Below are 19,243 nucleotides of genomic sequence, written 5' to 3' on the forward strand. Positions count from 1 at the left end.
AACGGATCGTTATTTCAGCCGAATAATGCGCATCTCCAGCGTAACTTTAATATAGGCGGAGACGCGGCGAATGTCAACGCGGATAAAATTGTGCTTTCTATTATATACGCAGAAAAAGCGCCTGTGACCGGAATACTGTTCCGACCAATGAGCGCAAGTTACCGTCAAGTTAAATCGTTCGACACCGCACCATTTCCGCTACGACGTAACACCGTGAGTTATTTTTGCTACGCGCAAACTCCGTACAGCAGAATCGGCCTCACGCAGCGACCGGGTTGGGGGTCCACGATTACCCCGTTGCTTCACCGCATTAATGCGTCTATATGCGATAGTGACCGCATAAACGCTATGCATAAATATTCGCAGACTATTTCATAAAAGTCGCATTTTTACGTAAACTACTATTACTTGACATCCTTCGTAAACCCGCGCCGTATCTACGTTTATACCTCACATGCGCCGTCGTCCGAAATCACCCGTTATACACACGTTATACATAGGCGTTTGCTTAACGCCATTAAACGTAAAAACCCGCATCACTGTAGAGTCCGCTTTAATACGGTAAAGTTACGCAGGATCGCCGCTATACATTGCGTATACATTGCGTATACATTCGTAAATATTACGTTATACATACGGTGACTAGCGTAACCCTACGTAACCCCGTGAGTTTGGCGCTGTCTTCCGGTCCGAGCGTTCCAGCGGCTGAAAATTTCGGAGTGGACGCACGTCTCGACCCTGCTGCGGAAAAAATCCGGAAATGCGAAGTTTTGTAACACGTAGTTTCATAGTGTGAAACCGCGCCACGTATACGCTTATCGCACATTTGCGCAAGGGTGACTATCTTTCGTATTCACACACTATACGAAAGCAATCCAGCGTTAACAAACGCCCATTCGACTATCTCCGCGTCGCCTTTCATTGCATATGCAAGCACGTCCACGCTACGCCCACGCGTTAATATGCGTACCTTCTCGCTAAGGATACGCCGATACTCCCGGTCGAAGTCCGGCCGGTTGCGCCAACGAAATAGCGTCATCCTCGTTATGCCGAGTTCCTGCGCAATCTCTTCGTGATTCTTCCGCGGATGTGTCGTCAGTAAATCAATAGCGCGGTAATGGCGTTCATCCAGCGGAAGTCTGCGCTTCGGATAGTTGCCGCGGCGTTTCTTACGTGCCATAACGTTTCCTCCTTTCGTGAGGCAAAATAAAAGAGCCTCGCGCGGAGGCTCCGGTATTATTGTGTTATTTGCGGAAGTCGTCCGGATAGTATTCCGTATTAATCCAGGTGCTTCCATCCTCGAAAACGATCCAATATCCTTCTTTTCCGGGGTATCTTACTCGCGCCGTTTCGCTTCCGTCCTTGTTTCTAAATATCGTTCCCTCTTCGTAGCTTACCTCTTCAAACGGTTTGAACGCAGCAGATTTATATCGATCCGCGTATTTGTCGTTAAATTCAGTTCGTGAAAAGTATTCAACGCCTTTGTACTCAATAGCCTTAATTCCTTCATACTCAAACCTTCTTGTAATATTACCGGTATAAGCATACCCAGCTTCAGTAGCAATTCTCTCTTGGTAGTCTCCTGCGAATACAGGATTCCCGATAATCCCATTCTGCTTAATTTCTATTGTCAAGGTTTCATCCTTCCAATCTACTTTTTTATTCAAAATCCCGGTGATTTCACGAACCGGCAGGTAGGTGCTGCCGTCATAGACGATTGGGACCGCATTTAACTTTACAGCCTTTCCGTCTACGTTAACATTAAAGTCGGGCCGAAGATAGGCGTCAACTTTCTGTAACGTGCTGGCAGAAAATGCAACAGTAGTGAACGACAATAAGATTCCGAAGAATGCCCCTACAATATATTTTCTCAAATCCAAAAACCTCCAGTACAAGTGGTATGCGCCAATTATACCGCTTATTAGACGCCTCTGGAAGAATTTATTGCTGTCCATAGAGCGTTGATATTTGACCACACGAGCATCATGTCCGACTGTAGGGAGCTAGTTCTCGCTAGGACGTCCACGCCGTTCAGGTATATTTTATTCCCTGCGTTAAGGTAAAGAGAGTACGTGAACACATCGCCTTGAATATTTACACCAATCCCCGAAGGACCGAAGTATAGCCGCTTCGAGTTGAGGTTGTCAGAAGCTTCCATGTAGATATTCCGGCCAACGTAAAGGTCCGTATTCACGTTAATATTGCCACCGTTGATAGTAGATCCGTTGATTTGCGCTCCGGTTACAACACCGCCAAAATACGCATTCCCCGTTGCTGCGTCCTGCCATAACGTCTTTACTCCGGATGTGTTAAACATCGCAAGTCCGTAAACACCGGGGGACGTCTGGCCGAGGCGCACTAACTCCTGACCGGCGGGATTACTTACACCAATGCCTCTGCCATCAACAAAACTAACCGAATCATCGTACCGCTGACCTTTGAGGACTGCGTTAATGGACGTATACCGCATCGCCTTCTTAACACCGGTACGCGCTTCGTGGATATAGTCGTCTTTACTTAATTCCCGGAAATTGGCGAGAGATACGCTGCCTCTTTTTGGCTCAAACGGATAGTGGGTCCACTCGACCGCGCGCGCCGTAAACGCATATCCCAATTCTGAATCCGTAACGGTGACGATATCGCCGATACCGCGGATTTTGTAAGCGTCAAACTCCGGATCAATCTTTTCCATCTCGACGAAATCGACAGTGTACGTAACGGACGGCGCTTCGTACTTCGCAAGGTGCTTTTGCATTTCCGCCAGAAGCTGCGCCTTCTCTTCGATTTCAGCGAAGGTAACCGAAGCCTCAAATGGGTTATCCGGATCGTACAGCGAGCTATCTATATATTTTTCGGAGTGACCCGGAAGACCCTCTACGGTCAATCCGTTCTTGCCGTAACCGTATAGCCGTGTTATACGCTCCATATTATGACTCTTCCGCTGGATGCCTTGCATATTGTGACGGTAGATAACGCGCGCGCCGTAATTGCCGCCAATCTGCGGAGACAGCGTAATAGTATAGTTGTTGAACGATATCTCAGCGCCGTACAACTCCGCTAATTGGTCGAGTAGATTACGTTTCCTGTCCTCTCCCCAGTTAAACACGTCCTTAGCCGCGAATGTCCCGGCAATGGCGAAGTCATACGGAGTATCCGCGGAGAGTAGCCCCAGCATATCCGCCATCGGGACCGCAGCCTGAAAGTCGATATAGCCGTCGAAATAGTATTGATTAAGAGATATGGCGACGTGGTGCGCCTCTACCGCTTTATAAATGCGCCTACCCTGACGAATCTCCGCAACGCTGCGGATTTTATACTGCTGTCCGCCGTATTCCGCAGGGAACGCCACAATATTATCCTCCGTAATAGCCGCGTAACGGGCTTCATCGTCTTCCATACACGGATAGACGAAGGAAACGTAATTCTCGTCGAACGATTGATATACGCGAACCTCGGAGGCATACGCCAAGATATGGCGCATAGCCCCCACATATAGCGATAGTTGGGACTGAAACTTGCTCAATTCGCTACCTCCTTAAATGTCTTTACGCAGGATATCAAGCGCAGCCTGCCCCGCATTTCGTTCGAAGGCAGCGAAGTCCTCTGCGCTATCAAACGTTGCATTTTCGATATGGACAACGTTGCCAATATTCGCGGCTTCCCGCTTACCTCCGCCAGATACCGACTCTACTACGGACTTTACTTGTTCCGGAGTCAGCGTAACCTCACCCGCTCGCAATATTGCCCGCAATTCATCCGAAGCTAACGCGCTACCACTCGCAAAAGACATGCCGCCAGCAATTCCGCCTGTATGAAATAACGGGACGCCGTTCTTGTACCATGACCCGTTATTATACGACGCTCCAATCGAAGCCCCCAGCGCTTGTGACTCCGCTTCAATTTGCTTCCGGCCGGAGTCGCTCGCTGTCCACCACGCGTTAGCGTTCGATTTCATTTGCCGGAGGATAGACGCTTCATAGGACGATTGTGGAGTCGCTACGTTGTTCATTGCGGACATTTCCGCTGTGAACCGTTCCATTTCCGCCTTGATGCGCGCATTTGTCGTCACGAACGCGGAGAACCGGGAATCCTCGGTAGCTGCGTAGATAGACGATACATCACCGCTGAACGATTCAATTGACGCTTTAATCTCATCGTACCATGATTCGATATCGTCCTTCCTACGGTCAAGCGTATCAACCTCGGCGTCGCGAGCATTTGCCAAGGCAGTTTTTTGGTCCTCCACGTCCATTTTCCGAAGCTGCTCGATTAACTCGGCGTAATGCTTCTGGCCTTGTTCGGACGTAGCAAGCCGGTACTTATCCGCCTCAGCTTGAATCTCGGACCGATCGCGCTGCCTTTCTACGGAATCGAGCGCCTTAATCTGCGCGTCGTAGTAATCCTTCCGCGCTTTTTTCTGTGCCTCAATTGCGCTGAGTTCCGCCTTCTTCTGCTCGTCGATAGCGTCGAGAGTCGCTTTCTGCGCCTTATCCCGGCGCTTCTCTGCGGATTCATCTGCATCTTTAGCGGCCCTTTCCGCTTCTTTGATAAGCGCCATTCGAGCGGTATATTGCTCCTTGTCCGCGGATTTATATTCGTCCGAGCCTTCGATGTACTGCGCCTTAACCCGCGTCCAAGCGTCAAGCGCCATTTGCGCAACTTCTGTCTCGGTAGCGCCCTTCTCGCGAAGTCTGCGTTCTTCCATGGCGATCCACTCGGAAGAGTAGCTATACTGCGCCTTGGCCGCTTTCTCTGCGTCGTCGACCTTCGTTTCATTCAGTGCCTTAATCTGAAGCTGAAGCGAACGTTCGTCCTCGACGTTTTCGGAGAGGTATTGCGCATGAGCCTCGCGGATACGCTCGATAGCAGCAATCTGTTCATCCGCCGTTTGGTCGTACATCTGCGCATTATAACGCGCTGTTGCCATATCCTGCGCGAATAGGTCGCGCCTCATTTCCGCAGCGATTTCCGCAGCAGTTTTACCGGACTTTTTCGCGGCATCTCCGCCGCTAGATGTCGCTCCACTCACGCCAGTTTTTGGGAGATAGTCGTCCCATTTATTCGCGTCGATATCCTTTACCATGCGGCTCAACTCGATCAAGGACGCCTGCAACTCGTTCGACTTTTCCCTTTCCGACTTGATCTGACGCTGAGCCTCTTCGTTCAAGCGCTTTCCTTCGGCTACCGCATATTCGCGCGCCGTTCCAGTAAGCAGCGGATTAACCTTCGATTCGTCAAACGCCGGGGCATCGATTACGGACTTCTTCGTCGTGGTCGCTTCGAGTACGGCCTTCAGCGCTGTAATCTCCGCCGTTGCCGCCTGAATCTTCGCCTTTGTAGCCTTTTGCAAGTCCTGAAGATCCTGCTTGCGCAACTCGGCTTTCGTCCGGATGATTTCGCGCTCCGTGTTAATCTGCGCGTTAAGGAGGTCGGTGTTCGTGATTATGTACCGGCCTTCTTCGTCCATTTTCGCAATGATATCCGGATACTCTTTCGCCAACTGTTTGACGGTGGATGCGAGCTCCGCCTTTTGTGCGTCATTCAGCTTTTCCACCTTACTCAGTTCTTCATATTTCTTACGCAACGCCTCAGTCCCGTTTGTCTGCTGCACCCGTTGGGCAATCTCCGAAATTGTGGACTTTTCCACTTGGACGCGTGCGGGAATTGAGTCCTCGTAAGCCTGGTTCATCCGCTGAAGCGCCTTTGACGCCTCGTCTGCGTTCTTGAAGTCCATCTTGCGCAGGCTGGCGTCGACTTCCTTGATCCCGTCGGCCAGTTCGAACATTTTATTCGTATTTTCCATACTGCCCTGCCCGGATTGTGCTTTACGCTCGAGCGCGCTGTATTCGTCCATCAACTTGTTACGCTGTTCCATGATCTTGTTAAGCGCTTCAATGTCGCCCTGCAATCCCTTTACGTCATCAGCGGAACGCTTGGTTGGGTCTTGCGCCAACTTCGCATTAAGCACGTCCTGATTCTTCGCCCATTTCAAAGCGCTATCGCTTGCCGCATCCGAAGCCGCTCGGTAAGCAGTTATAGCGCCAGCCGCTGCGGTTACTCCCGCGATAACCCAGCCCACAGGCCCGAGGCTTACTTCGAGGAGTGCGAGCGCAGTTTTTAGCGCGCCTACTGCGGCCGTTACCGCCAGAATCGCGCCTGCTGCTGCGGTTAATCCGGCGACCATTTCCTTATTGGCGCTGGCCCACTTCGTCACGTCAACGATAATAGGCGTTAAGGTTTCGAGAAACTTCTCGACGATCGGCAAATACGCCTCGCCAAGCTCGACTTTAGCGGTCTGCAGCGTCTGGTTAAATACCGCCTGCGTACCCGCGAAGCCTTGCAGCGCCGTGTCCGCGTTACCTGCGTACAGCGCCGACTCTTGCATAATTCCGCTATAAGCTGCCTGAACCTTCTGCGCCTCGGTTAACTTATCCGCCGTAGTCCCGATAGACTTCGCATAACGATCTTGGAAAACCGACAAATTGGTCGTAATCCCCGCCGCATCGGTCAATTCGGAGTTACCGGATTTGATACCTCTTGTAACTTGGACAATCGCCTCACCCCAGCTTAAGTGCTGCTCGCGGTTGTAAGCGGCGGCATCGGCGGTTGCATAAATCAGCTTACGGGTTTCGTCCAACCCTAATCCGGACGACAGCAGAGTTTTAACCGAACTGCTCGCCTCAGCCAGTGTCATAAAGCCTTTATTGGCGAGTTCTTGCGCCAACCCCGTCGATTGTTCGATATTGACATTCAATGCCTTGGACACTTCCGCTAGACCATTGACCGCCATAGACGCAGCCTGCGCCTCGTCCGTTAGCGATTTCACCGTACGCACCAGGCCGACTAACGCCTTTGACGCGCCGAGGGATACGAGTGCTCCCGCAATTCCCTCGATACTCCTAGCGGTAGTCTTCGCACCGGCGTCAACCTCACGCATTTGCTTCTTTGCGTTGTCCATTCCGGATTTAAAATTACCGGTATCAAGCGTAAGCTTAGCCCTAATCGCGCCGACATCCGTTGCTCCCATCGCCATTTAGCGGACTTCCTCCTTTGTAATGAGTTCAACGAACATAGGCGCAAACAACTTTGCAATTCCCTTCCGGAAATCTGCGTCAGGTAACTCGATAACCTTCGCCGTGTTAAGCATATCTAACGCCATATCCAGGCCAAAAGCTGCGAAATTCTCGCGCTCCTCTTGCGTCTCACACGCGCGAACACCTTCGACCATACCCGCGACTGTGCTCGCTAATGGTTCGATCATAATCGCCATGACTCCGTTATCCATACGTAATCCCTCCGTTTAAATGATAGAAAAAGGGTCTGCGTCTTAAACAGACCCACTCCGTCCCTATTCCGCTGACGTTCCTAGTGCGTCTGCTCGCTTCTGAAGATCAGCAGCCTTTTCCTTCAAATATGCTGCTTCTCCAAGAGAACGAGCATAGTCACCTAAAGCCTTTAGTTTTAACCACTCCTCACGTGCAGCTTCCCTTTCGGCGTAGATATCAAGTTCTTCCTCAACCTCCGGTTCCTCTGCAACGTCCTCCGGTTTTAACGACTCGTTCCCCTCAATAGAAAAGAAATCTGCGGGAGAGTTGATATACTGCGCGTGAGTCTTACCAAACAACTCTTCGGCCGCATCTTGTATAATCTTCCCGGTACTGTAGAGTTGAGGTCTTTCTTCTACAGCCTCGGCCTCCTCGTAAATGGCCCTCGCTTCCTTAACTTCTGCGGATTCATAATCGCCTTTTAGCCGTTCAAACGTGGCCGCAAGCTTCAGCTTCAAGCTCCCGTCAGCTTCCGGAGCATTCGTAATAGCAGCCGCAATCTCCGCAAACTGGTCGCGAACTACTCCCGCAAGATAGGGACCGTCTATATTCCGCTTGATGAACGATGTAAGCGCCTCATATCCGCTATCAGCACGCGTAGACAGCATAAGATGCGTCCTAAGCTCCTTTAGCGCAGATTCAAACCGTTGCAGCTTCTTAGCATCAGGTTTCGGAGCTGGTGCGTACAAAATCTCCTCCGCTGCTGCCTTCGCCTTGATAGCGTTGCGCTTTACGTCCTGCTGGCGGATATACGACGTCTGCAAAAACTCTACGCCCATCTTCTCGCGTAACGTCTGGATAGCGTCCGCTTTACCTTCTGCGGAGAGTTTAGCGTTGCCTTCGATCTTGGTGGACTCTGCTGTGAGCTTCTGTTTATTCTCCAACAGGAAGCTCGTTCCCGTGGATTGGGTTTCCTTGACCTTTTCGAGGTACGCTTTTGCTACTTCAAGTTTGCTCATAGTTATTTAACCTCCGGTAATTTTTTAAACTGCTCGATATGGCGAAAGTCTTCGTAGGTTACTAACGGTAGGCTGTGAATATTTGCGATTTCGTGAACGGCAATACCGTCTCCCGGACGCTTATCGTCGTACTCCAAGATCGCTATTTCATGACGCTGTAGCCGGTAGTCCTCAACTAATTGGTAGTACTCTAGGACAGCGCTGTAATATGCATCTCTAGCCGCAGCCATCCGTTTAACAATCGGATACAGTTCCGCCTCACGCACCGCTTTAAGGTATGGGCCGTTCCAATCTACTACTAGATCCCGGATAGTAACGCGATCCTTTTCGGATTCTGCCCGGACGTAATCTGCTGCCCTTTCCCGTTCTACTTGCGCCTGCGCTACGTCTGCTTCGGCTTCCGTAATTCTTGCGCGCATCTTCGTTTTTTCTGCGCCCTTGTCTGCGCCTGTTTGAATCTCAGTCCGTACGATAGCGTCAAGCTCCGCCTTCAAATCTTGAAGCCGGGTTCCGGCGTCGATTACCGCCTTTTCGTACTTATCCGTAATTTCTACGAACCTCAATGCCTGCGCGTCGTAGCGCTCTTTCAGTTCCCAACGCAATTTTCCCATTTTCATTTCTCCTCTGTTTGTGTATTATTTCCTACCGGTTGGATTACGGTATCTTTGCGCCTTGCTGCGTCCTCTAGTAGTAACCGGGCATATGTCATTTTCCGGCGCGGAGTCTCCGTAAAAGTGACGGCTACGTCATGTGTGATAACGTTATCCATTATCTGGCGGTGATATAGCAGATGCGGCAACCTGTGGAATATAGCGATTTTCTGCGCTCCTGGTCCGCTATACCGGATAATTGCGCTAATAAGCGTTGGCAGCGTCTGCTTAACTGACCGCTTTTTACCGTCGGGTAGGATCGCGTCGTAGTATGCGGAGATAACGCAATAATCCGCAGGGCCATCCGGCCCATGACGATACAACACAACACCCGCAGCAACCTCGCCGGACTGCGCCTGCATTAATGCTAAGTCCGCGTATACCGTTACCACTGCGCCTCTCCGCTAGGGTCGATAAGATGGACATCAACAGCGCGGATAGCGCCTGTTTTTCGGTCTGGCGCCTGCTCATACGCTACCTTTGCGCCGGCCTTATAAAAGCGGAGATTACCGTCGATTACCGACTTAAAGTGGAAAAACATATCCTCTCCGCCGTCATCCGGCTTGATAAATCCAAAGTAGCGGTCCGGGATAACGTGCATGATCGTACCGGTATGTGCGCCGGATAGCATCGTCATGTACTCCGGGGTTTCTTTCGCTGGCGGCTTGGCTGCGGCTTTGCATTGTCCGAGGCTTGGTCCTAGATCCAAGTCTAATCCCGTACCCTGGCCTTGCTTAGGACTCCACGTGCTCGATTGAATAAACAAACTAACCTCTCCCTTTTAAAATAGTGTGAGTCAAATACACGCATTTTTCATTTCGAAAACACTTGCATACCGGATTAATCTCGCCTTTGCGCATATCAAGCAACGCACATATCCCCGCCTGGAAAAACGGACACCACGCTTTAGCCGCCTCTGATGCGCTACTCATTAGCCGCCTCATCCACATTAAAGTGCAAATAGACGTACTCGACATACTCGGCTGCGGACATTTCGTTTACCAACGCGAGCAGGCCGATCATGTGTGCGAACTTAACACGGTGTATCCCGAGCCGTTCCCCGTTATCACGGAACCAGTCAAAGATATTTGTGTTGCCCTTTGACGCGTTCAGCCATCGAGCAATTGGTATCATGTTGCCGATTGCGGTACGACCGCCGTACTTAAGCGGAATAACGTGATCCATCGTCACATCCTCCGTCGATCCGGTAAGTATGCAGCGGTCCCCGCCGAGCATATCCAGTGCATCCATAGCAGCTTGATACGTCCAAGTTTGCGCAGCCTCGACGTCACCGAGCGCAATAGCCCGGTTACGCTGAGAGCGGATACGGAGTCGTAGCGCGTTTTGTGGACGACGATCCCATGCGCGCTTACTTGCGCTGTCTCGTTTTGCACGACAGGACGGGCATACCCTTGCACGATTGGACCTGGGGTTAAAGGACTTTCCGCAATCTGAACATGTCTTTTTCATGTCATTCACCTTTTCTCAGTTTTTTGGTTAAGCTCATTGCTTAGGGCGTTTATCTTAGCGATTCTTTCGGACGTAAGGCCAAGCTCTTGCTCAATTTTCAACGCTAAGCCCTCCGGCAAAGGACGGTGCCCAATCTCAATTTGACTAATAAAACTCGGATGCACATCTAACATTCCGGCTAACCGGGCGGCGGTAACGCCGTAATATCTCCGCACCAACGCCAGATTATTGCTAGTGACCAACATACAAATCCTCCTTACTCTATCTCCTCCTCGTGGAATTGAAGACAACCGCTAAAGCTTCCAGTTCGCGAAGAGACTTAGCGTCACCGGCGAACAAGACACGCGGATTGGCGATAATACGGCGCTTACGCCGATCCTCCGTATCCTCGACAAATGCAAAAACTGGCTGATCGTCTAGCCTTACTTTGCCCATGGCTCTTTTCAACTTAGACGCGTCGCTGTATTGAAGAACGAGGGCAAGTTGATCCAGCGTCATAGGCACAACGTTACTGTCGTAATACTCGGTTGGGTTCATGGCTACGATGTTGTAGCGGAAATTAAGGAATGGAATAACCATAAACACAATGGACAACTGCTTAACATCCCTCCCCTGACCGAATTTAGCGTAGAGACGGCGAATCGTGTCCCGGTACAGCCGGATGCTTTGCATTCCCTCGCCGACGTCCTCTCTCTTCCCGCGAATAAATAGCGCAGGGTTAACGCGGATTCGCCCCCCTTCCAATTCACAAAGTACGCCCTCGGATATGAGTTTGCCGTAAAACTCCGAAAACCGGCTGCGGCTGAGTCCGACTAACTCTTCGACTCCGCTGCGGTCAATAATGCGGCCGTTATCGTGCTGAAGTGTTCCGTTGTACGCGGTGTACGTCGCCAAAAACATTAACCGGCCAACGTCCGATTGTGATAGCGTCGGATACTGCTGTTCCAGCGTCACACACGGCGCATAATAGGCGTTGACGAATCCGCCGTTTTCGTCCGCAAATCGCCCCATATCAGCGCGGTTCTTTGCATACCGAGCCTGCGCAAGAGTCGTACGGGCAACGAGTTTCATGCGGTGGCTTACGTCGACTCCGTCCGGCGCAAAAATCGACCCGTTGCGAATTGTTCCGTTTTGAAAAGTCGCGAATAAGCGGGCTTTCTGGCGCGGACGCATCCCTTTCCACTCTCGTGTGCTTTCTGCCGATCTTCCCATGTAACCCCTCCTGAATTTTTGCTATTATTTATTTAGCAGTTGGGTAAAAAAATGGCTTCGAGAAGACAGCCAAAAATTTGAATTGGCGTTTTCATATCCTCAGATACACTTTCATGCCTTTTATCGGGCCTCATAATATAGCGCCTACTAAAGGTCGAAAATATCGGTAATACCCCTCAATTCGTATAGACACGAGACTTTGCGAAATATCGGAACAACCCTTCATAATGTAGTACGACATGGTCGAGAGAAATATCGGGCTTCCCTTTTATAGTCCCTGAGACAGGAAGAATAATCGGGTTCTGCATACACCGGCGGACTTTCCTTCACCAGTATATAGATAACTGAAGGCACAAAAAGCAACAGACCTCCTCATAATATATGGTCGGGAAAACAAGGAATTAATACGCGGTAGAAAATTAGACTGCCTTTCGGGAACAAAACAGGGGAGATAGGTTGCCTTTCGGGAACAGAGGAAAAGGCCGGAAACTCGCGTGGCACTAAGGTTGGCGGCATTTTTGGAGGGTTCTATCCTTCTTTTCTTCTACTTAAATTCCGTTGACGATACGAATATTGGCGGAGGAGATTACGTAAAGAGTCGGAGTATAGCGTTAGTCTACGTTGAATCATATTGATTCACAGCAGACAGCCAGACAGCTTCCGTAGACTCGGTACGAGTCAGCGCAAGCGTAAGAGCCTGCCGCGGTCACTATCGTTCCCTTGCCTCATCCGCCCCAAAACCGGGGACGTCTGAACGTGTTATATATCAACGTCATAATTAACCGTTTAAGACCGACGTTAAAATATAGAATAGTCTGATACGCCGCGGTTTTTGGCGGAGCAGGGCAAGGAACGGAGTGACGCGGCAGCTTCTTTTATGCTCGCGCTGATTCATATTGAATCTACGGGAGCTGGCGTTATAGACGCCATACCTCGCTTCATACCGCTTTAACCGGTCACTCAGCGTAGGGTCAGCGACATACTCCGTCTGTACTTCGATACGCGGTAGTGGCGGAGGCGTAGACGCAAGGGATTCAACGGTACCGCGCAGGACTGCGTTTTCGTCCGCTACTTGCTCCGCGCGATCCTCCGCCATTTTGCGCGCTTCCTCTGCGGCTTTAAGCGTATCCTCCGCCTTTCTCAGCGCCTCTTTAACTTCGCGCAGTTCGCGGACGGTCATTTCCGCAGGCGACTTCGTCTCACCGGACTTCAGCGTGTGGTCGCGTTCGCGTTCTTCGGGAGGCAGCGTTGCTATTTCGTAAAGTGCTTTCAGCCCCAAATGCGAGTACGTACTCGTTTTTAACTGCGAGTGGTCCGATACCTTCATCATCTGCTGTGCTATTCTCGGGTGAATGTCTAACTGCTCCAACCACTCCCCGAACTGTCCGTGAACCAAGTCGTTCTCCTTAACGTGCTTCAGCCGCCGACCAATCTCGAATATAGCATCGCCTGCGATCCGTTTATACGAGTTGATTTCCGCGGTGATTACGGTTAAATCCGACGATAGAGTTACGAGTTGCTTCGCCATAGGGTGCGCCCTCCTTCCGTCTTATCCTCTCGTAGGTATAGTACGCCCCTCGAAGTTCATTTCGCGCAATTCTCCAAAACTTTCTTTTCTGCCTCCTTTCGTTTTTTTTTCTCACACCATATGATACGGAATGACTTTGCCGTCTTGCGCACTTTACCGGAAACTATTTTCGGATAATTACGCTATCCTCTACCGGATAGGTAACGTCTCCTGACGTAAACTTTCCATACAATCCGCTTGTTGGCGTTCCCGTACCACTGAACGCCCAATTAAAACGCTGGGACCGCGATAAACTTGCGCGTGCGGACGCTGGCGGGCAAAATTCCGGAAGAAATCGGACAATACCTCCGTTACCGTTTCCGCTTCAAGATGGATTAGCGGCTCCTCCTCATCCGGAATAAAATAGGCCCTACACTCCATGTAATCCCTCCTCGAAAAATAATTTATGAAACTTCGAAACCAAGCGAATGTATGTTCGTATTAATGGGTATAGAAAAGAAGAAAGATCGTCTGGCGGTCCACATTCGCTACTTTGGCGAGTAGGCTGCGGAACGACGATCTCCATAGCAGGGTCCGTCTGGCGGTCTGTTGGAGTTTACTACGTTGGCGCGTAGTTGTCAGAACGACGGACATATCGAAAGTGTCCGGAATCACTTTGCAGAGGGAATACCGGACATGAGGTAGTTAAACAGCGATAGGTGCGGCGCAGGCATTAGAGAGAATAGCGACATTCTCACCCGCCGCCCACATCGCAAAAGAGAGCGCAGCTTCTACCGGAATGGAGGTGATATCAAAGGACTCGGTATTGAGAAGGTCGATTTCGCACAGGATTCCATTATCATCGTACAAATCTACTCCTTCAGCGGAAGGAACGACATGCAGAAAGAATAAAGTGCGAAGGCATGTGGAGACTGCGATATTAGGCGTAATCAAATACCCGGCCTCCTCCGACTGGCAAGCCACCGTCCCACCGTTTACATAATCAATATCCTCGTAGTTGTACACGATTGTAATTTTCTTCATCCTCGTAATACCTCCCCCGTTTTAGTGTCTTGCGACAGCCTCGCAGGACTTCCTTTCATTTGTGAACCCAAGATTAGACAGCACGGTGGCATCCGCGTCAAAACGGCCGGCAATAGCGTCAGGGTTAGTTCCGGTTACGCGATGAAAGAAACCGCGGCAATATACCGCCTTAGCTCCGGATTCCATGTCAGTCACGGTTACGCAGCCGGAGCGGGAATCTACGGACCAGCCGAGTGTAATCGGTAATGCTGTACGCAGCGTTCCGGCTCCGATAAAATCTCCGCGTTGATTATCCCAAACGAGAATATTAAACGTCTTCATAGCGCATCTCCTTCGTTTCAATTGCGTTACTATATAAAGTGGAGACGCGCAGCCTCCAACGTAGGTGGACGCTAAACTGCGTCCCTATAACGGATATCCGCGACTCAGGACCGCAAGGCCCTTCGTTTCGTCCGCTTCCGCTGCGGACTCATCAGGCGGAGACTAAGAGATAAGATGACGAAGAGCTTCCGCCAGGACTAAACCGAGCATTTTTGCGACAAGCTTCGGGGTCAGGCGGATACGGCGGGAATGTGTATGGGATCGAGCGGGAATGGTCGATGTTGTCATAACGTTGAAACCTCCTCTAATTGATTAACGTATAATATTTAACGTCTATCGTTAAAACGAGTATATAACGCCTGTTGATAAACGTCAATAGATTATTTCCCATTGTTTAGTATTACGGTATACTTTTCTTGAGGTGGTGTGCTTGGCTATGCGGATTGCTCTTCAAAAAACTCTAGACGCTGAAGGGATTACGAAAGGCGCGCTTGCCCGAGAAGCAAAGGTGCGTCCCAACTTTGTATATGAACTGTGTGAAGGAAAAACCAGACGTATCGACTTAGACACGCTTAATAAGCTGATAAATACTTTGAACGAAATGTCCGGCAAAGAGTATGACTTATCCGCGGTACTTGAATACATACCGGAATAACACGCTGTTTTACCGTTGAAATCACTCAAAATAAGCCGCGCAGACTGCCGGAAGGGGTAACGTACCTCCTCCGCTCTCTGGCGGCTATTTCGTGCGAATTTTACGTTAAATCACTATTTCCAACATTCAACTGAGTATCGAATTAACCGGTGAGAATTTGGAATGCTGCTTCTTTATATCCGCTTGGAACATCTCGGCATATAGTTGTGCCATATGTAATGATTTATGGCCCATTATTTTCATAAAGCTTACGGTGTCAGCTCCATTGATAACATAATTCCGGGCAAACGTATACCTCAGTGTGTGACACGAAACTCTTACCCCTTTTATCTTTGCCTGAGCGCCATATTCTGTAATCTCCTCTTGTATGGTCCGTCGCTTCAGCGGTTTCCCTTCAATATTCAAAAAGAATATCGTTGAATCGGACTCCGGTCGCAATTCAGCGTATTGGATTAAGTGGGTATTGAAAAAATCACCGAAGGGAACGGTCCTCTCTATCCTAGATTTACCAAACACTTTTATAGTTCGTTCTTTCCAGAAGATATCATGGTTACGAATGCTTAACGCCTCATCTAACCTAATACCGGTATCAAGAAGGAGTAGGAGAAAGACATAATTACGGTAACCTATAGGACTCCCACGGTCAGGAACGTTTAAAAGTGCTGTAACCTGTTCATGATTCAATGTTCGAGGCATCCTTTTTTCTTCAACCATATTATCAATAAACTCCATCGGATTCTCCGTAATGTAGCCGACACTGTGTAAGTAATTAAAAAATGCCCGGATACTGCGAATGTACTTATTAATCGTCGGTGCACTATTACCCTCGTCCAATCTCGATTGAATGAACTCCTGAACATCCTCCACAATAACAGCCTTTAACGTAGATACCTCGATGCTTTCGAGAAACCTAGCGAACCCGGTGAGAACCTGATGATATGAAGAAACAGTGCTTTCCGTTAAGTTTTTCATTTTCCGCGACTTTATGAAGAGATTAATTGCTTCAGGAAATTTAAGTTCAGCTTTCGCCTCCTTCATTTCTAACAGTAGTTTTCGTTTCTCCTTGTAGTCCATTTCTGCAAACCTCCCATGAAATAATAAAACCGCCAACGCGTTAATCTGCGTCAGCGGTTCGTCAATCTCCGTTATTCTTACGTACTGCGGTAATTACCTTTTGCATAGCCATTTTCGGCATATCCGGTGCAATCCACGTCATAATAGCGCACCTCCTTTCGTCCGCCTAGTATAACACGAAATACAACGTTGTTTTACCGTTTAGAATACGTCAAATTAGACGATATAGGCGGCGAGAAAGCAAAAAAAACCACCCACCGAAGATTACCGGTAGAGTGGCGTTTCAATTTGCGCCGCTTAGAATAACTTTTCAAGAGGACTAAACTTGCGATGCTCGTCCCGCACTTCGTTACTAAACAAGTTTACGTAGGTTCTTACCTGGTCCAGATTCGCATGGCCTAAGACGGCTTGAAGGGCAAAAATATCCGCTTTATTTTGAACACTAAGCTTTGCAAACGTGTGTCTCAGCGTATGGCACGAGCAGCGAACGCCGTCAATTCCTGCCCTGCGTCCATACCGTGACACCTGTTCCTGTACCTGACGAATCGTAATAGGGCCGTTGTCGATCGTCACAAATAAGGAATTATGCTCAAGTTTGCCGCGGAGTTGGATGTACTTCATAAGCTGCTTCTTCATGGTACTCTGGAAGGGAACCAGCCGCTGTCTGTTGTTTTTCCCATCAATTTTTATTACGCCGTCATTCCAGTTAATATCTTCAAGCTTAATATCAACTAATTCTCGGACTCTGATTCCGGTTTCTAAGAACAGTGACAGGACCGTGTAGTCCCTAACGCCTATAAAAGTCTTTTGGTCAGGCTGAGCCAATAGAAGCCGCAATTGGGTAGTTGTAAAAGCATTAACTACTGTCTTCTTCTGTCTTATGAGTGACATCTTGCACATTGGACTTTGTACTAAGTGTCCCTCTTTAACTAAATAGTTAAACATTGCACGTATAGCGCGTAAGATACAATTTATGGATGTTTCTTTCAATCCATCGTCCATAAGGTGCAGTATAACGTTTTCTTTTATGATTTGCTGAGTTATAGTGTGCGGAGCTGTATTAATTTTTTGCTTTTCAAGTATCTTTTTAAACTTGTTTAACTCCTGTCTATAAAATCCAATTGTATGCGGACTTATATTCCGTATTTTTCCGTCACGTAAAAATAAGTCGATCGCGCTTTCCAAATCATCTACCACGTACACCGGTTTATGCTCCGGAAGAAAATCCTCCTGTGTTAGATTGTTTTTTCTGCGTTTTGCCATTACACAACCTCCGAAAAGTATTCGCCGCTGCACCGATTCGGGGCCGATAAAAACGACCATAGTCGTACGTATAACGTCTGTCCGCTGTATAAAATCATTGCGCACTACTGATAACGCAAAAAACCGACTGTACATTCGTACAATCGGCGCATAATCAGCGTAAACTAGCGGAAAACAATGATGCCGGCGAGAGGACTCGAACCTCCACGGTTTCCCTCACGATTTTGAGTCGCGCGCGTCTGCCATTCCGCCACGCCGGCTTATTCAAACGTTCCCTAAGAGATTCGAACTCCTGGCCTTTTGATTCGTAGTCAAACGCTCTATCCAGCTGAGCTAAGGGAACAAGCAAAAAAAGGCGCCACCCAGATTCGAACTGGGGGTAAAGCTTTTGCAGAGCTCTGCCTTACCTCTTGGCTATGGCGCCATATTATGGAGCGGACGAAGGGATTCGAACCCTCGACCCTCGCCTTGGCAAGGCGATGCTCTACCACTGAGCCACGTCCGCATCATACTGGGGATCTAGGATTCGAACCTAGGAATGACGGAGTCAAAGTCCGTTGCCTTACCGCTTGGCTAATCCCCAATAAACAGAAAAAAATAAGTGGGGCGATCGAAGGGAATTGAACCCTCGAGTGTCGGATCCACAAACCGATGCGTTAACCACTTCGCCACGATCGCCATGTTACTAAGTTTGAATGGCAGGGGCAGCAGGAGTTGAACCCACACTAACGGTTTTGGAGACCGCTGTTCTACCATTAAACTATGCCCCTATGTAAATGTCAAATAAAGAAGTGGTGGAGGGCGATGGATTCGAACCACCGAACCCGAAGGAAGAGATTTACAGTCTCCCGCGTTTGGCCACTTCGCTAGCCCTCCACAAAAAAATGGTGCCGGCTAGAGGACTTGAACCCCCAACCTACTGATTACAAGTCAGTTGCTCTACCAATTGAGCTAAACCGGCACAATAGATGGTGGCTTGGGACGGAATCGAACCGCCGACACGAGGATTTTCAGTCCTCTGCTCTACCGACTGAGCTACCAAGCCTTATGTTGTTGTAAAAAATGGCGGAGCCGACGAGATTCGAACTCGCGGTCTCCTGCGTGACAGGCAGGCATGTTAGGCCTCTACACCACGGCTCCGCGGTATTGCGGGGGCAGGATTTGAACCTGCGGCCTTCGGGTTATGAGCCCGACGAGCTACCGGGCTGCTCCACCCCGCGTCGTAAATATGGTGGGCGCTGAGGGGATCGAACCCCCGACCCTCTGCTTGTAAGGCAGATGCTCTCCCGGCTGAGCTAAGCGCCCGAGAAACATGACCCGTAGGGGATTCGAACCCCTGTTACCTCCGTGAAAGGGAGGTGTCTTAACCCCTTGACCAACGGGCCACTAAAAAAATAGTGGCGGAGAGAGAGGGATTCGAACCCTCGAGACGCTTGTGGCGCCTACACGATTTCCAATCGTGCTCCTTCGACCAAACTCGGACACCTCTCCATATGGCTCCCCGAGCAGGACTCGAACCTGCGACAACTCGATTAACAGTCGAGTGCTCTACCGACTGAGCTATCAGGGAATATACACTACAGTTCAGAGCTTGTGCCCTGAAAACCGGATGCGAAACGAGGTCACCGAAACCTCTTCATCTATACCACTGCTTACCAAGTGAGTGTGGCTACCGCCACTCTCGTTGGTTAAGCCCTCGACCGATTAGTATTCGTCAGCTCCATGTGTTGCCACACTTCCACCCCGAACCTATCTACCTCGTC

General features: G+C 49.6%; 17 protein-coding genes and 16 tRNA genes. 1 reads left to right on the forward strand and 32 read right to left on the reverse strand.

The annotated features are described in order from the left end of the window. Positions 1–853 precede the first annotated feature (853 nt). From ACI1P1_RS06515 to ACI1P1_RS06580, 14 genes are all read right to left on the reverse strand, one after another. Positions 854–1,180, reverse strand: a complete 327-nt coding sequence (locus ACI1P1_RS06515) for a phBC6A51 family helix-turn-helix protein (protein ID WP_416215566.1) — start codon at positions 1,178–1,180, stop codon at positions 854–856. Positions 1,181–1,244: 64 nt separating this feature from the next. After that, the gene (locus ACI1P1_RS06520; protein ID WP_416215567.1) at positions 1,245–1,874 is read right to left on the reverse strand and encodes a stalk domain-containing protein; all 630 of its coding nucleotides are present in this window, start codon (positions 1,872–1,874) and stop codon (positions 1,245–1,247) included. A gap of 47 nt (positions 1,875–1,921) precedes the next feature. Then, positions 1,922–3,523 carry a phage tail spike protein gene (locus ACI1P1_RS06525; RefSeq protein ID WP_416215568.1) on the reverse strand — a complete coding sequence of 534 codons (1,602 nt, stop codon included), beginning with the start codon at positions 3,521–3,523 and terminating at the stop codon, positions 1,922–1,924. Positions 3,524–3,535: 12 nt separating this feature from the next. After that, positions 3,536–7,033, reverse strand: coding sequence for a hypothetical protein (locus ACI1P1_RS06530; protein WP_416215569.1), 3,498 nt, complete (start codon positions 7,031–7,033; stop codon positions 3,536–3,538). Then, positions 7,034–7,285, reverse strand: coding sequence for a hypothetical protein (locus ACI1P1_RS06535; RefSeq protein ID WP_416215570.1), 252 nt, complete (start codon positions 7,283–7,285; stop codon positions 7,034–7,036). 63 nt (positions 7,286–7,348) lie between these two features. After that, positions 7,349–8,284, reverse strand: coding sequence for a hypothetical protein (locus ACI1P1_RS06540; RefSeq protein WP_416215571.1), 936 nt, complete (start codon positions 8,282–8,284; stop codon positions 7,349–7,351). A gap of 2 nt (positions 8,285–8,286) precedes the next feature. Then, positions 8,287–8,895, reverse strand: coding sequence for a hypothetical protein (locus tag ACI1P1_RS06545; RefSeq protein ID WP_416215572.1), 609 nt, complete (start codon positions 8,893–8,895; stop codon positions 8,287–8,289). 424 nt (positions 8,896–9,319) lie between these two features. After that, positions 9,320–9,565, reverse strand: coding sequence for a cold-shock protein (locus ACI1P1_RS06550; protein WP_416215573.1), 246 nt, complete (start codon positions 9,563–9,565; stop codon positions 9,320–9,322). A gap of 293 nt (positions 9,566–9,858) precedes the next feature. After that, positions 9,859–10,119 (reverse strand): HNH endonuclease signature motif containing protein, encoded by a 261-nt coding sequence (locus ACI1P1_RS06555; protein ID WP_416215574.1) that lies wholly within the window; start codon positions 10,117–10,119, stop codon positions 9,859–9,861. A 290-nt stretch (positions 10,120–10,409) separates the two neighbouring features. Next, positions 10,410–10,649, reverse strand: a complete 240-nt coding sequence (locus ACI1P1_RS06560; protein WP_416215575.1) for a helix-turn-helix domain-containing protein — start codon at positions 10,647–10,649, stop codon at positions 10,410–10,412. 16 nt (positions 10,650–10,665) lie between these two features. Next, on the reverse strand, positions 10,666–11,616 hold the full coding sequence (locus ACI1P1_RS06565) for a hypothetical protein (protein WP_416215576.1): 951 nt from the start codon (positions 11,614–11,616) through the stop codon (positions 10,666–10,668). A 778-nt stretch (positions 11,617–12,394) separates the two neighbouring features. Next, the gene (locus ACI1P1_RS06570) at positions 12,395–13,144 is read right to left on the reverse strand and encodes a DUF3102 domain-containing protein (RefSeq protein ID WP_416215577.1); all 750 of its coding nucleotides are present in this window, start codon (positions 13,142–13,144) and stop codon (positions 12,395–12,397) included. Between the two features lie 684 nt (positions 13,145–13,828). Continuing rightward, the gene (locus ACI1P1_RS06575; protein WP_416215578.1) at positions 13,829–14,167 is read right to left on the reverse strand and encodes a hypothetical protein; all 339 of its coding nucleotides are present in this window, start codon (positions 14,165–14,167) and stop codon (positions 13,829–13,831) included. 21 nt (positions 14,168–14,188) lie between these two features. Continuing rightward, complete coding sequence (locus ACI1P1_RS06580; RefSeq protein ID WP_416215579.1) at positions 14,189–14,488, reverse strand: hypothetical protein; 300 nt, start codon at positions 14,486–14,488, stop codon at positions 14,189–14,191. A gap of 436 nt (positions 14,489–14,924) precedes the next feature. Here ACI1P1_RS06580 and ACI1P1_RS06585 point away from each other — a divergent pair, with 436 nt between their 5' ends. Then, entirely contained in the window at positions 14,925–15,143 is a 219-nt protein-coding gene (locus ACI1P1_RS06585) for a helix-turn-helix domain-containing protein (protein WP_416215598.1), read from the forward strand. Between the two features lie 126 nt (positions 15,144–15,269). Here ACI1P1_RS06585 and ACI1P1_RS06590 read toward each other — a convergent pair whose 3' ends face one another. The 18 genes from ACI1P1_RS06590 to ACI1P1_RS06675 form a co-directional block, all read right to left on the reverse strand. Next, on the reverse strand, positions 15,270–16,217 hold the full coding sequence (locus ACI1P1_RS06590) for a tyrosine-type recombinase/integrase (protein WP_416215580.1): 948 nt from the start codon (positions 16,215–16,217) through the stop codon (positions 15,270–15,272). Between the two features lie 297 nt (positions 16,218–16,514). Next, positions 16,515–17,480 carry a tyrosine-type recombinase/integrase gene (locus ACI1P1_RS06595; RefSeq protein ID WP_416215581.1) on the reverse strand — a complete coding sequence of 322 codons (966 nt, stop codon included), beginning with the start codon at positions 17,478–17,480 and terminating at the stop codon, positions 16,515–16,517. A gap of 181 nt (positions 17,481–17,661) precedes the next feature. After that, positions 17,662–17,740: transfer RNA gene (locus tag ACI1P1_RS06600), tRNA-Leu, on the reverse strand. 9 nt (positions 17,741–17,749) lie between these two features. Continuing rightward, positions 17,750–17,823, reverse strand: a tRNA-Arg gene (locus ACI1P1_RS06605). Between the two features lie 10 nt (positions 17,824–17,833). Further along, positions 17,834–17,904: transfer RNA gene (locus ACI1P1_RS06610), tRNA-Cys, on the reverse strand. A gap of 6 nt (positions 17,905–17,910) precedes the next feature. Continuing rightward, positions 17,911–17,985 (reverse strand) — tRNA-Gly (locus ACI1P1_RS06615). A gap of 6 nt (positions 17,986–17,991) precedes the next feature. Continuing rightward, a tRNA-Gln gene (locus tag ACI1P1_RS06620) sits at positions 17,992–18,063 on the reverse strand. A 19-nt stretch (positions 18,064–18,082) separates the two neighbouring features. Next, positions 18,083–18,158 (reverse strand) — tRNA-His (locus ACI1P1_RS06625). A gap of 18 nt (positions 18,159–18,176) precedes the next feature. Further along, positions 18,177–18,250: transfer RNA gene (locus tag ACI1P1_RS06630), tRNA-Trp, on the reverse strand. A gap of 22 nt (positions 18,251–18,272) precedes the next feature. Next, positions 18,273–18,356 (reverse strand) — tRNA-Tyr (locus tag ACI1P1_RS06635). A 9-nt stretch (positions 18,357–18,365) separates the two neighbouring features. Further along, positions 18,366–18,441 (reverse strand) — tRNA-Thr (locus ACI1P1_RS06640). Between the two features lie 8 nt (positions 18,442–18,449). Then, positions 18,450–18,525, reverse strand: a tRNA-Phe gene (locus tag ACI1P1_RS06645). Between the two features lie 18 nt (positions 18,526–18,543). Then, positions 18,544–18,620: transfer RNA gene (locus ACI1P1_RS06650), tRNA-Asp, on the reverse strand. 6 nt (positions 18,621–18,626) lie between these two features. Further along, a tRNA-Met gene (locus ACI1P1_RS06655) sits at positions 18,627–18,700 on the reverse strand. A 9-nt stretch (positions 18,701–18,709) separates the two neighbouring features. Next, positions 18,710–18,785 (reverse strand) — tRNA-Val (locus ACI1P1_RS06660). Between the two features lie 8 nt (positions 18,786–18,793). Then, positions 18,794–18,865, reverse strand: a tRNA-Glu gene (locus ACI1P1_RS06665). Positions 18,866–18,878: 13 nt separating this feature from the next. Then, positions 18,879–18,971: transfer RNA gene (locus ACI1P1_RS06670), tRNA-Ser, on the reverse strand. 3 nt (positions 18,972–18,974) lie between these two features. Continuing rightward, positions 18,975–19,050: transfer RNA gene (locus ACI1P1_RS06675), tRNA-Asn, on the reverse strand. Positions 19,051–19,243: the final 193 nt, after the last annotated feature.

Source organism: Paenibacillus mesotrionivorans (assembly GCF_046098205.1).
GTDB classification, from domain to species: Bacteria; Bacillota; Bacilli; order Paenibacillales; family NBRC-103111; genus Paenibacillus_AR; species Paenibacillus_AR mesotrionivorans.

Bases quoted from the DNA above. Each gene is read 5' to 3' on its own strand.
- ACI1P1_RS06515 (WP_416215566.1), bottom strand. From the start codon at position 1,180: ATGGCACGTAAGAAACGCCGCGGCAACTATCCGAAGCGCAGACTTCCG.
- ACI1P1_RS06530 (WP_416215569.1), bottom strand. From the start codon at position 7,033: ATGGCGATGGGAGCAACGGATGTCGGCGCGATTAGGGCTAAGCTTACG.
- ACI1P1_RS06535 (WP_416215570.1), bottom strand. From the start codon at position 7,285: ATGGATAACGGAGTCATGGCGATTATGATCGAACCATTAGCGAGCACA.
- ACI1P1_RS06540 (WP_416215571.1), bottom strand. From the start codon at position 8,284: ATGAGCAAACTTGAAGTAGCAAAAGCGTACCTCGAAAAGGTCAAGGAA.
- ACI1P1_RS06545 (WP_416215572.1), bottom strand. From the start codon at position 8,895: ATGGGAAAATTGCGTTGGGAACTGAAAGAGCGCTACGACGCGCAGGCA.
- ACI1P1_RS06550 (WP_416215573.1), bottom strand. From the start codon at position 9,565: ATGCTATCCGGCGCACATACCGGTACGATCATGCACGTTATCCCGGAC.
- ACI1P1_RS06555 (WP_416215574.1), bottom strand. From the start codon at position 10,119: ATGGATCACGTTATTCCGCTTAAGTACGGCGGTCGTACCGCAATCGGC.
- ACI1P1_RS06560 (WP_416215575.1), bottom strand. From the start codon at position 10,649: ATGTTGGTCACTAGCAATAATCTGGCGTTGGTGCGGAGATATTACGGC.
- ACI1P1_RS06565 (WP_416215576.1), bottom strand. From the start codon at position 11,616: ATGGGAAGATCGGCAGAAAGCACACGAGAGTGGAAAGGGATGCGTCCG.
- ACI1P1_RS06570 (WP_416215577.1), bottom strand. From the start codon at position 13,144: ATGGCGAAGCAACTCGTAACTCTATCGTCGGATTTAACCGTAATCACC.
- ACI1P1_RS06575 (WP_416215578.1), bottom strand. From the start codon at position 14,167: ATGAAGAAAATTACAATCGTGTACAACTACGAGGATATTGATTATGTA.
- ACI1P1_RS06580 (WP_416215579.1), bottom strand. From the start codon at position 14,488: ATGAAGACGTTTAATATTCTCGTTTGGGATAATCAACGCGGAGATTTT.
- ACI1P1_RS06585 (WP_416215598.1), top strand. From the start codon at position 14,925: ATGCGGATTGCTCTTCAAAAAACTCTAGACGCTGAAGGGATTACGAAA.
- ACI1P1_RS06590 (WP_416215580.1), bottom strand. From the start codon at position 16,217: ATGGACTACAAGGAGAAACGAAAACTACTGTTAGAAATGAAGGAGGCG.
- ACI1P1_RS06595 (WP_416215581.1), bottom strand. From the start codon at position 17,480: ATGGCAAAACGCAGAAAAAACAATCTAACACAGGAGGATTTTCTTCCG.